The 11,519-nt window shown below is 57.6% G+C and carries 9 protein-coding genes; 2 read left to right on the top strand and 7 right to left on the bottom strand.

Annotated features, from left to right (window positions below; all coding sequences use genetic code 11):
• Positions 1-40: 40 nt before the first annotated feature.
• Positions 41-697, bottom strand: coding sequence for a MarC family protein (locus tag WB650_RS21405; RefSeq protein WP_422305515.1), 657 nt, complete (start codon positions 695-697; stop codon positions 41-43).
• A 118-nt stretch (positions 698-815) separates the two neighbouring features.
• Positions 816-2,711 carry a serine hydrolase gene (locus tag WB650_RS21410; RefSeq protein ID WP_423961973.1) on the bottom strand — a complete coding sequence of 632 codons (1,896 nt, stop codon included), beginning with the start codon at positions 2,709-2,711 and terminating at the stop codon, positions 816-818.
• Positions 2,712-2,857: 146 nt separating this feature from the next.
• Between WB650_RS21410 and WB650_RS21415 the strand changes: the two genes are divergently transcribed.
• Positions 2,858-3,397: an HD domain-containing protein gene (locus WB650_RS21415; RefSeq protein ID WP_422305519.1), complete on the top strand. Its 540-nt coding sequence runs from the start codon at positions 2,858-2,860 to the stop codon at positions 3,395-3,397.
• A gap of 90 nt (positions 3,398-3,487) precedes the next feature.
• Here the strand turns inward: WB650_RS21415 and WB650_RS21420 are convergent, their stop codons facing one another.
• Both WB650_RS21420 and WB650_RS21425 read right to left on the bottom strand, forming a co-directional pair.
• Positions 3,488-4,039 (bottom strand): hypothetical protein, encoded by a 552-nt coding sequence (locus WB650_RS21420; RefSeq protein ID WP_422305521.1) that lies wholly within the window; start codon positions 4,037-4,039, stop codon positions 3,488-3,490.
• A 12-nt stretch (positions 4,040-4,051) separates the two neighbouring features.
• Positions 4,052-4,435, bottom strand: coding sequence for a hypothetical protein (locus WB650_RS21425; RefSeq protein WP_422305523.1), 384 nt, complete (start codon positions 4,433-4,435; stop codon positions 4,052-4,054).
• Positions 4,436-4,748: 313 nt separating this feature from the next.
• Between WB650_RS21425 and WB650_RS21430 the strand changes: the two genes are divergently transcribed.
• Entirely contained in the window at positions 4,749-8,498 is a 3,750-nt protein-coding gene (locus WB650_RS21430; RefSeq protein ID WP_422305525.1) for a chemotaxis protein CheB, read from the top strand.
• A 4-nt stretch (positions 8,499-8,502) separates the two neighbouring features.
• On the opposite strand, the gene WB650_RS21435 is transcribed toward WB650_RS21430, so the two are convergent.
• From WB650_RS21435 to WB650_RS21445, 3 genes are all read right to left on the bottom strand, one after another.
• Positions 8,503-8,709, bottom strand: coding sequence for a helix-turn-helix domain-containing protein (locus tag WB650_RS21435; protein ID WP_422305527.1), 207 nt, complete (start codon positions 8,707-8,709; stop codon positions 8,503-8,505).
• Positions 8,710-9,033: 324 nt separating this feature from the next.
• On the bottom strand, positions 9,034-9,891 hold the full coding sequence (locus tag WB650_RS21440; RefSeq protein WP_423961976.1) for a Crp/Fnr family transcriptional regulator: 858 nt from the start codon (positions 9,889-9,891) through the stop codon (positions 9,034-9,036).
• A 528-nt stretch (positions 9,892-10,419) separates the two neighbouring features.
• Positions 10,420-11,519: hypothetical protein (locus tag WB650_RS21445; protein ID WP_423961978.1), on the bottom strand; the 1,100-nt coding region annotated here is incomplete at its 5' end.

Genomic DNA, 11,519 nt, shown 5'->3' on the forward strand with positions numbered 1-11,519 from the left:
CTCCAATGCCGTCCAGAACTGTCGCGAACGAGTCTAGCGACTAGCTAGCGATATGCGCGAGGGCGCTGTAGCCGCTCCAGATAATTGCGATGCCGATGCAGAACAGGATGAAGGCCGACAGCCGCACCAAGACATTGGTGCCCGACTCACCCAGCGCTCCGACGGTGCCTTCGGCAAATCGGTAACAGAGATATATAGTCGCTGCGATGGCGACGACTCCCGCGATGGCCGCACCGCCGAGGACCGCGAGATCGGTGAAGGGTATCTCTCGCGGCCGCTGGCTGCCGAGCGTAATGGCCACTGCGATCGATCCCGGGCCAACAGTGATCGGCATAGTGAGCGGATAAAACGCGTCGGTCGGTATCTTCGGCTTGTGCTCAGTTCGGTCGTCGATAAAATCATCGCTCGCCTGGAGAAGACTCCATCCTGTTGCAGCCACAATGAGTCCACCGGCGACACGCACAATCGGCAAAGTGATACCGAAGAATTCAAGCACATATGAACCGACCAGCAGCGAGCCGAGCAGCAGGAAGAAGCTGTTGAAGGTCACGCCGAGCGCGAGCGCGTTGCGTTCCGTGTCGGTGCAGTGACGAGTCAGGCCAAGGAAAATCGGCGCGCCGCCGATCGGGTTTACGATCGGAAACAAGCCCGCGTAGACCAGAAGAAACGTGTTAGCAATTTCGTAACCGGAGATCATGCCATGAGTCCTTGCCACGCAATCCTGAAAGGAAACGCGATCATTGGTCCCTTCCAGTATCACAACCTTCGGTTCTGTCGCACGGCGATCGACCGTTATCGGAATGGACGCGGAGATTCTAGACCGTCCAGAAACGCAGGCCGATCATTCCCCAGTAAGCGAGGAAGGCGGTCCATCCGATGCATGCGAACGCGACCATGATCGAGTGAATCCTTGCCGCGCGGTTCATCGAATATCTGTACGAACGAATCGCAAGCACGAATCCCACGACCGAGAGAATCGCGAAAAGAATAGTCAGCAGAAAAATGCTGACCGCAAACGGGCTGGGCGTCGCGAGTGCGAACGTCGACCCGCCTCCGTGTATCCACAGTACGAGGGTGGCGAGGAAAGTTAGCGATGCGAGCAGCGGGACGACGCGCACCGCCAGATATTTGGCGCCCTTCATTCGGCCGAATAACTTGCGCGGAATCCAGATCAGCGCGAAGAGGATCGAGGTCGCCATCGCCAGCACCGCGCCCACCAGCAGAATGAGACGCGTCGCCGGCCAGACCGGACTGATCTTTCGGAAGCAAGCCAACTCGCCGCATCCGTAACGGTTGCCGTCATCGTCGGTGCAAAACACACCACTGGCGCCGGACTCCTTTTCGCCGCGAAACTGCCGATGGCCTAGATAGATTTGTTCCTCCGGGGGACCAGGTATAAGCCCGCGGCGGTAGAGCTTGCCGTTGTGGGTGTAGGTCCATCCTTCGAGCAGCAGCTCGTCGAGAAACTTGAACTTCTCGTTGCGCGGCGATGCAAACTGGTAGAAGCCAGTCGCCGCCAGGACGTCAGCATCGAGTGGTACGGCGGCAGGCTTGGGCGGAGTCGGAACTTCGCGCGTGACGTAGGCGAAAATCAGGTTTTCAATCTGGCTGAGCGCCGGGCTGCTCGCATTGATCGACATGAAATAGCCGAGGCCCTGATCCGGCATATAAGCATAAACTGAAAGGAAGCCGTCGAGGCCGCCGTTATGTCCATGCGTGACGATCGCATGCCTGACGGTCACGTAGTTCCCAAGACCGTATCCGTTCTTGAAGCCAGCTCGCGCCGCAAGACCGGTCTCCGGCGTCTCCATGCGTGTAATTGATTCCGGGCTGACAATCTTGACGCCGTCGAGCGTGCCGCGGTTGAGCATCATGCGAACGAATCGCGCCATCTCGTTCGCCGAAGCCTTCATCTCGCCGGCGGGGCGCAGCAGAATAGGATAGTAGGGAACAGGTAGCGGCGGATTCCCGCGATAGCCCTGCGCGAGCGCGGCACGCACGTCGGGAGTAAGGCGCATGTCGGAATGCGTCATGCCCAGCGGACGCAGGATGTTATCCGCGATGTAGTCCTCGCACGGCTGGTAAGTGAGCTTCTCGATAATATAACCGGCGACGCCGTAGTCCACATTCGAGTAGGACTGAAGCGTCCCGGGACGCCAGCGCGCGACCTGAGGCTCGGGAAACTTCGCGAACGTCGCCAGCAGCGGCACCTCAGGGCCACCGCTCATGTCATAGGTCTCGGCGAGCAACATATCGTCGAAGCCCGCGGTATGCTCGAGCAGGTTTACGATTCTGATAGGATCCGTCGCATCCCATCGATTGACGATTTTCACTTCGGGCGCGACGTCGGCGACTTTCGCATGAAGGTCAACCTTGCCCTCTTCATTCAACTTAAGGATTGACAGCGCGACGAAACTCTTTGTGATAGATCCTATGCGGAACATCGTGTCCGCGGTGACGTCGCGGTTCGTCGCCAGGTCGGCCTTGCCTACACCGCCCGCAAAAATCAAGCTTTCCTTTGTGACCAATGCGAAGCCGCATCCAGGCGTGTGAGTACGCTTGAGCACGTCCGCGATCGCGGCTTTGAGTTGATCGATCGTTTGCGGCTTGGGCTCAGTTGGCGGCGGCGGCTTCCGCGCGCATCCGGTGGCGCCTGCAATGATCATCGCCAGCGCGGCCATCACAGCCGACACGAGCAAGTGCTGCTTCATCCGCATGCGGCATCTCCTAGCATTTGTTTGAATCGCCGCGCGACAGCAAGGGCCCCCCGGAAACTAACTTCAATCGATGCAATTGCGGGCGCGATCAGAGCATATTAGGGTCTTAAGAATCGTGCTGTCGCGCAAGGGTGAGGACTATGGCGCAATCCGATACAAAGCTATTGCTGAAGGCCTTGTCGTTTGCGGCCTACAAACATCGTCATCAGCGGCGGAAAGGCGCTAAGGCGATCCCGTACATCAACCATCCTATCGCGCTGGCCGATTTGTTGGTCCGCACCGCGAATATCAGCGACCCGACGATAATCGCGACGGCGCTCCTTCACGACACGGTTGAAGACACCTGCACCAGCAACAAGGAACTCAAAACAGAATTCGGATCGGTAATCACAAAGCTGGTGGCGGAACTCACCGATGACAAGAGCTTGCCCTCGGAAGTGCGGAAGCGAAGGCAGGTGGAACACGCTCCATCACTCTCTCCCCGTGCGAGAATGGTCAAGCTGGCCGACAAGACCTGTAACCTGCGCGATGTCGTTCAGGACCCTCCGGCTAGTTGGTCCCTCAAGCGAAAACAAGAATACTTCGACTGGGCAAAAGAAGTAGTCGATAAGATCCGCGGCAGCAACACCAATCTGGAAAAGGCGTTCGACCAGGCGTTCGCGAAACGTCCGAAACGCTAGAAGGAGTCTGTGGAGGATAAAAGGCTGCCGGGAAGGCGCGCAACGTGGCACAACCTTCACCGGCATGTGCGGGTTCCCAATCCCTAGCTATTACTCGGACAGCATCTCGAATTCGAGGCGCGCCATCTGCTCCTTGGTCCAGTTGAGATGCTCGTCTTCCTCGGGCTCGACTTCACTCGCGGCGGGCTTGAGAACGTTGCGAATCTTCTCGTTATCGCTTCGACGCGCGATCTTGCCGATCATTTCCCAGTCCGCATGATCCTTGGTCTCGGCGATTACGATGTTCTCGATCGCGTTGAGCTCAGCGGCTCGCCCGTTGAGTCCATCTGAATTCGTCATGGTCTCGAGCAGCGACTTAGCTTTCTTCTCGGCCATCGCGGCACCGGGGCTCAGGTGCTCGGGGTCTCCGCCGAGTTCGCGGATGACGCGGGTCAGAATAGCCTCATGCTTTTTGGTTTGTTCGAAAAATTCCCGAAACTTCTGCGACACTTCACGGTCCTGAACGATCTGAAGCGCAGCCTGATAGAGCTTGATGCCGCCGCGCTCGACCGCCAGGAACTCGCTCAGCTTGTCCATCAGCAGACGAGTCGAGATCTTCGAGCTGGTCACATAGTCTTCAACTTTTTCCACGATATCTGCCATAGCTCGTTCTCCTTAGTCTGAGTTCGGGGTCGTACTGGTTGAGTTCGAATTTCCTGAATTGGAATACGACGGGTTCATCGGGGCGCCGTTGTTACTGTAGGTGCCGGTCGCCGGATTAGTTCCGCTATTTCCCGCATCGCCGACCGTGGCCGATTTGTCCGGGGCAGATCTTCCCGGACCAGCAATGCTGCCGCTGGGACCGGCGGATAAACCTGAGCCGGCAGCGCCTGCTCCGATACCGCCTGATCCCTTAACGCCCGCGTTGCCTGCGCTGGTACCAGCATTGGTTCCAGCAGCAGTGCCACCGGCACCCTGTGCGAAGGCGTTCGAGGTGAATGAGGAAACAGCAAACGACAATGCAGCCGCGAACATCGCGTTCGATACACTTTTCTTCATCGCCTGGACTCCTTGAATCTGATGGGTATCGTAATCTTTGGCTTAAAGATTCATTGCAACGATGCTGCCAAGCATTAATCAAACGAATCCTTTGCCCTTGTTAATGAAGTTGGCGATTTCGAAGGACGCTGCGGCTGACGATCGTGAGTCGTGAAAAAAATTCGTCGGCTAATTCTCTTGCAGGAATTACCTACGGCGTCGTCATCACCAGAGCGCTGTTCATTGTTTAGCGAAAGTATTAGTTTCTAAATTGTGACCAGTTGACACGAGCCGGTCTTGCCTTGAGGGAGGTGGCGACCGCGCGAGCAGGTTGATGACAGACACCTCCGATAAATCTTTCCCGGTCGTCGGAATCGGCGCTTCAGCCGGGGGGTTGGAAGCCGTTTCCGAAATGATCGCGGAGCTGCCGGCCACAACCGGGATCGCTTTTCTGCTCGTGCAGCACCTCGATCCGGTGCACGAGAGTTTCCTGACCGAGCTGCTAGCGAAGAAGGCCGCGTTCACCGTTGAGACCGCGGCGGATGGCGCGATACTGCGGCCGGATCACCTTTACGTGATTCCGCCCAACACCATCATGACCGTCGCCGATGGCGTCTTGCGGCTGCGTTCGCGCGACGGCGAGGAACGCCCGCATAAGCCCGTCAACATTCTGTTTCGATCGCTGGCCGAGCAGCTCGGGCATCGCGCAATTGCGGTGGTTTTATCGGGGACGGATTCGGATGGGGCGCAGGGCCTGGAGCAAATCAAGTCTGTCGGCGGCATCACGATGGCGCAGGAACCCGCGTCGGCGAAGTTCGATGGAATGCCGAAGAGCGCTATCGCCACTGGCTTCGTCGACTTTGTCAGAACTCCCAAAGATCTCAGCAAGGAAATCCTCCGGATTGCGCAGCATCCCTATTTGCATTCAGGGTCGCCCGACGACCTCACGCAGGAGGAGGACCGGCTGCGCAGAATTTTCCGATTGCTGCAGACTCGAAACGGGACGGATTTTTCGAGATACAAGCGCACCACAGTTCAGCGCAGGCTCGCACGGCGTATGGCTTTACGGCAGATTGACGGGCTCGCGGAATACGCCGACTTGCTGATACAGGAGCCGGACGAGGTTCAGGCGCTGGCGAGGGACTTCCTGATTCGTGTCACCGGATTTTTCCGCGATCCGGAAACATTTGCGTTTTTATCGGCGACAGTTTTTCCTGCGCTCTTCGATCGCCGCTCCAGCCAGGACCCGATTCGATTTTGGGTTCCAGGTTGTTCGTCCGGGGAAGAAGCCTACTCTTTCGCGATCGTTCTGCTGGAGTATCTGGGCGACCGCGTGGCTTCGACGCGGGTTCAGATTTTCGGTACCGACCTGAGCGACGCGGCGATCGAGAAGGCGCGCACCGGCATTTACCTCGATGGCATCGCGGACGAAGTTTCAGCAGAGCGGCTCGAACGCCACTTCACAAAGCTGGATGGTCACTACCAGATTTCCAAGAAAGTTCGGGACCTGTGCGTCTTCGCCCGCCATGACCTGACCCGCGATCCGCCGTTTTCGCGGCTCGATCTGGTCAGTTGCCGCAATCTTCTGATCTATCTCGATCAGACCTTGCAGCAGCAGATCATTCCGCTCTTCCACTATTCGTTGAATCCGGATGGGTTCCTGATCCTCGGTCCGTCGGAAACGATCGGCAGGTCAACGCAATTTTTTCGACTCTTCGACGGCAAGCATCAGATTTATCGGCGGCAGCCGGTGCCGTCCCAGGTCGTACCGGGGTTTTCGACCAGCGGAGCGACCGCGCGGCCGGGCGCTGCCGAGACTATAGCTGCCGTCAAGCCGGCACAGATCGAAAGCGAGCGCGTGCAGAGAGAGACCGAGCGCCTGCTGCTTGCCCGCTATGCTCCAGCTTCAATTCTCATCGATGACGCTCTCAACGTCCTGTATTTCCATGGGGAGACAAGCCGCTACCTGGAGCATTCGCGCGGGATCGCGAGCCTGAACCTGGAAAAGATTTGCCGTCCGGGCTTGCTGGTTGAGCTTTCGCCGGCGATCCACGAAGCGCAAACAACGGAACGGCCCGTGCGCAGGGAACGCGTGCGCGTCGAGTTGCCCGGCGAAGACCATGAAATCAGTATCGAAGTAATTCCGGTCAAGCTGGCCGGCATCGAGTCGCACTACTTCCTGATTATTTTCGATCAAGCCTCGGCCGGTCGATCCGAATCGGGCCGCGAGGGATTGCTGGTGCGCCTGTACACCTCGCTCTTGGGCGCGGGCTCGGCGCAGCAGAGTGAGAAAGACCATCAGCTCGCCAGCCTGCGGCGAGAACTCGAGGCGACGCGAGAGTACCTGCAGGCAACCGTCGAAGAACATGAAGCGGCGACCGAAGAAATGAAATCCGCGCATGAGGAGGCGCTCTCCGCCAACGAGGAATTTCTCAGCACTAACGAGGAACTCGAGACCGCCAAGGAAGAACTGCAATCAGCCAACGAGGAGCTTGGAGTCACCAATCAGGAATTGCGCAACCGCAATCGCGAGCTGACCGATTTAAACGATGAACTTCGGCACTCGCGTAGTTATCAGGACGCGGTTGCGGAAACGCTCCGGGAGGCGCTGCTGGTGCTCGACGGCAACCTGCGGATTCAGAAAGCCAATCACCAGTTTTACCAAACGTTTCATCTTCTCCCGCAGGATACGCTGCAGCGGTATCTTTACGATCTCGGAAACGGCCAATGGAACATTCCCGAGCTCCGCGAGCTGCTCGAGGGAGTCCTGCCCAAAGGCAGCAGCCCGATGCGGGATTTCGAAGTTACCCACGATTTTCGCGAGATCGGCGAGAAAACAATGCTGCTGAACGCTCACCGGCTGCATGCCCAGAATGGTCGCGATCAGCTCATCCTGCTCGCGATCGAGGATATTTCGGATCGCCAGATTTCCAAAAAGAAACAGGCGGAAGCCGACCGTCGCCGGAACAACTTCCTGGCAACCCTTGCGCACGAACTCCGAAATCCGTTGGCTCCGATCCGCAACGGAATACAGTTGCTGCGCCGCGACGGAACGGGAGTGAATGCCCGGCAACTCGACATGATCGAGCGACAGATTGAGAGGCTGGTGCGGCTGGTGGACGACTTGCTCCAGATCGCACGCATCGAAAGCGGCCACATCGAACTCAGAAAGCAACCGGTCGATTTGGTCAAGGCGGTGAGTCTTGCGATCGAAGAGTCCCGCCACCTGTTCGACGATCGGAAGCAGAAGCTGTCGTTGTTCCTTCCCTCGGATCCAGTTCGGGTCATGGCGGACCCGGTGCGACTCGAACAAGTCGCGGCGAACCTTCTATCGAATGCTGCCAAATATACTGCCCCAGGGGGCGAGATCGTGGTCGTCGTTGGGCACTCGGACGATCACGCGATCATAACGGTGCGCGACAACGGAATCGGGATTGCGCCGGAGTCGATGCCGCAGCTATTTGAGATGTTCTTCCAGGCCAACCCTTCGCTGGACCGGACGGCGGGAGGACTGGGAATCGGGTTGAGCGTTGCAAAGCGGATGGTGGAGTTACATGGCGGCAGCATCGAAAGCTACAGTGAGGGACTTGGCAGAGGCAGCGAATTCAGAGTTCAATTGCCGATTATGCGAGAGGACAGAGCTCGGAACGGTCCGGTGAATCAACCGGTGGAGAATAAAGTGTCTGCAGAAAGTTCTCCGGAACTTCGATCGAGTGAATCGGCGGTTCGTCGAGTTCTCGTCGTCGACGACAACATTGATACTGCGGAGTCGGAAGCTGAGCTCGCGGAACTTTGGGGCCACGAAGTGGCAATCGCACAAAGCGGACCGGCCGCGATTGAGCTCGCCAGCAAATTTCAACCGCATATTGCGCTGATCGATATCGGCCTTCCCGAAATGAACGGATACGAGGTTGCGCGCCGCTGGCGCCAACTGCCCGACGTGGGCAAAACCGTGCTGGTCGCGATTACCGGATACGGACGCGAGGAAGATCAGAAAGCGGCTCTCGAGGCAGGCTTTGATCTTCATCTGACGAAACCGGTCGACCCGGTCCGCCTCGAGAAGCTGCTCGCTACTCTGAGCTGACGTCCTAAGGATGTCCCGTTATTTCACCTGATAGCCATTTATCGAGAGAGGCCCGGTTAATCCTCCAGCAGCCGCCAATCTTGAAGCCGGGGAGTTCGCCGCGCTTTACCAGGCGATAGATGGTAGTGGGATGCACCCGCAATATATCGGCGACCTCGGTGATAGTGAGAACACTACCGAGTTCCCAATGCTCGATCCGACTCCGTTTCAACGGCTTACCAACCTCCGGTTTTCCCGACTTGGATTTGGCCAGACCCTCCGCGGCGTGAATCGCAATTCCCCCAACCGCGAGTCACGCAGAACCTACTGAGTTTGTTTCAAATTTCTGCGGGCACTGATGTGCACCGTGATCGTCCGAGGGCGAAATTACGGTGCATACTGACCTCAAATTGAGGCAAGGTCAGGTTTCCGGCATTAGAGCAAGGCGGGTATCATGAGCGCGAGAATCGGCCTCCCCTTCCAAGGAGACCTTTCTCGCGCCCAGTTGCAGCTCTGCGAAATCAGGTCACGAAAGACGAGGACTCGAGCTCGAACTTTAGTTGGAGCCTCGTGCCGCGTACGACACGACCCCGCGACTTGACGCGCCTGTCGGCTGCGTGGGAGTCGAGGATCTTCCCAAGGCCGAAGGTCTTCCCAAAGACACCGCTTCCAGCCGGCGAGCCGCCTTGCGGAAACTGGGACTGCTTTCGTTAAAGTCCCACTTCTTCAGCAGCACGTATTGCTTTCCTCGGCGCGCGAGCAGCCCGGACTGGACCATCTCGGCTATCAGCCGCGTGACCATCGGGCGCGAGCAGCCGATCATCTCCGACAGGCCTTCATGGCCGATTTCGGGAATCAGGATGATCCCGTCCGCGTCCTTGACCCCTGCCCGCTTCGCCAAATCGCTCATAACAATTGTGAGGCGATTCCAGAACGGGAGATTCAGCAAGGTGGCGAAGAACCGGAGATTCTCGGACCAGAAGGTATTCAGCGATGCGATAATCGAAATCAGCACATCGGTAGGAAGACTGGCGAGCAGCCGTACAACGTGGTCGCGACTGAAAAGCGCGAGTGTGCATTTGGTGGCAACTTGGGCTTCGAACAGACGTGCGTGACGGCCTTTTTCATCGATATAGTCAGGATAGCCAATAACCTCGCCCGGCCCTGCTAATCGTACCAAGGTGCGGTTTCCGTCTCCCACGGGGCAATAAACATTGACGTAGCCGCTCAAAATGCACGCTAGCATTCCATCGGTGTTTCCCTCATAGAATGCGAGCGCACCCTTCTCAAAAGCCACTACTATGTGCCGTTCGATCAATTCCTCGACCAATTCTACCGGCAGATTGAAACGGCTCAGGCTGGTGCGAAGGATGGTGACGGCGTCTTCATGCTGGCGGCTTGAATTTGTCTTCATGTCCCTGTACTCCTTTCGTTTTATCCGGACCGAATGAACCCGAGAGGAGCTTTTGGTCCATCTCCGGAATGGGTAATGTTGTCTTCAAGTTTGTAGGAATATACCCAAGGTCGGCGATTTGTGTTGTGAGGTGCTCCTTTAGAAGATAGGCCCAAATTTCTAAGCTAGATTTAGGTAATCATAACGGCGGATTTGGGTCACGGGATTTTGAACGTCAAATTGAACGTGGCGTAGCAAAATTTTTGTGACGACTAACCAAGGTGGTTCTGTTCTCAATGTTTTAGCGAATCTAGCTTGAATTTTTCGTCTCTTACCGTCTAAAACTGAGCGGTTGCCAAAGGACTACTAGAAGGTCGATCATAACGATTTAGCCCTACTGAAGCGGCTAATTCTTCTACCTATAGGCCAGATTAATTGGCTATAGGTATGTTGTAGAGTCTTTTTGTAGGACTGCCTGATCAGAAAAGGGGCAAACACGAAACAGTGCCGCTGAGCTACTTTTGCGATAGCTAAGGCGAGAGGTTCAAGTCAGGGCGTGAGGGCGACGGCGCCCCAAGCAGGGAGAGTGACGGAGACCTGGTTGTTGCCGAGGCTGGTTACGCTGCCGGTGCCAATCGTGACCAGCGGCGATGACTCGTTCATGTCGGTCGGTCCGCTGGTGTAGGACAACTGCCGCATCGTGGCCGGAACTATGCCCGACGACGGGAAGGTGACCACGATCGTCTGGCTCGAACCGGTGCCGTTGCTGAACAGCGCCGACCATTTGCCCGACGTCAGGAAGGCAGCGCCGGTGACGTTCGGGTACATCGAGGTGTTGACCGGGTAGAAGTCACCTGCGATTGCCAGGTTGGCGAGTTCGACCGCCAAGCCTGTCGGCCGGATCAGGTTGCTCGACGCATTGAGGTCGTGGACGAGCCCCCACAACGGCACGTTGGTGCCGCTGGGCGGGTTGGCGTCGCACTGGCCGGTGTAGCCGTACACTCCGTCCTGCCCGTTGATTTGGAGCTGCTCGAAGGCGAACACGTTCTGCATCCTGAAGCCCGAGTTCATCACCCGCAGGATCTGCTGCTCGAGCGCGCCGCCCGAGGCGTAGCCTGCCTGTATCGGCATCCGCTCGGCGGTGGTCGCGCTGCCGCCGGTGGTGGTCAGATTCTCCTCGTAGGTCACCGCGGTCTGCCCGGGCTTCAAGCCCTCGGCAATCGGAATCATCTCGTTGGCCGGGTTCGACCATCCGTCGTTGAACATCTCGGTCAGATAGGTACTGGTAGACTGCCCCGTGTCCTGGCATCCCCAGAAGTACGGCGCGGCCGCGATATATGGCGCTGATGGAATATTCTCCGCCACCTGCTGCACCTGGTTGGGATTGCCGTACTGCCCGCCACCGACCATCTTCACCGTCGGATCGTTCGAGGCCGCTTCCTGCAGCAGGGTGAAGTCGCGCTCGGCGACCAAACCGTAGCTTGCAGCCGAGACGATCCCCGCGCCGCGGAACAGTCCGTTCCAGTTCTCGTTGCCGAGTTCGATCATGATTTCCGGGAAGTGATAGAGCGACTGCTGCTGCTCGAGGAACTGACCGTACTGCTGAATTTCAGCGTCGGTAACCGTGTCCGGAATCACCACCCACGGCT

The organism is Binatus sp. (SeqCode) (assembly GCF_049584895.1).
In the GTDB taxonomy this organism is placed as follows: Bacteria; Desulfobacterota; Binatia; order Binatales; family Binataceae; genus Binatus.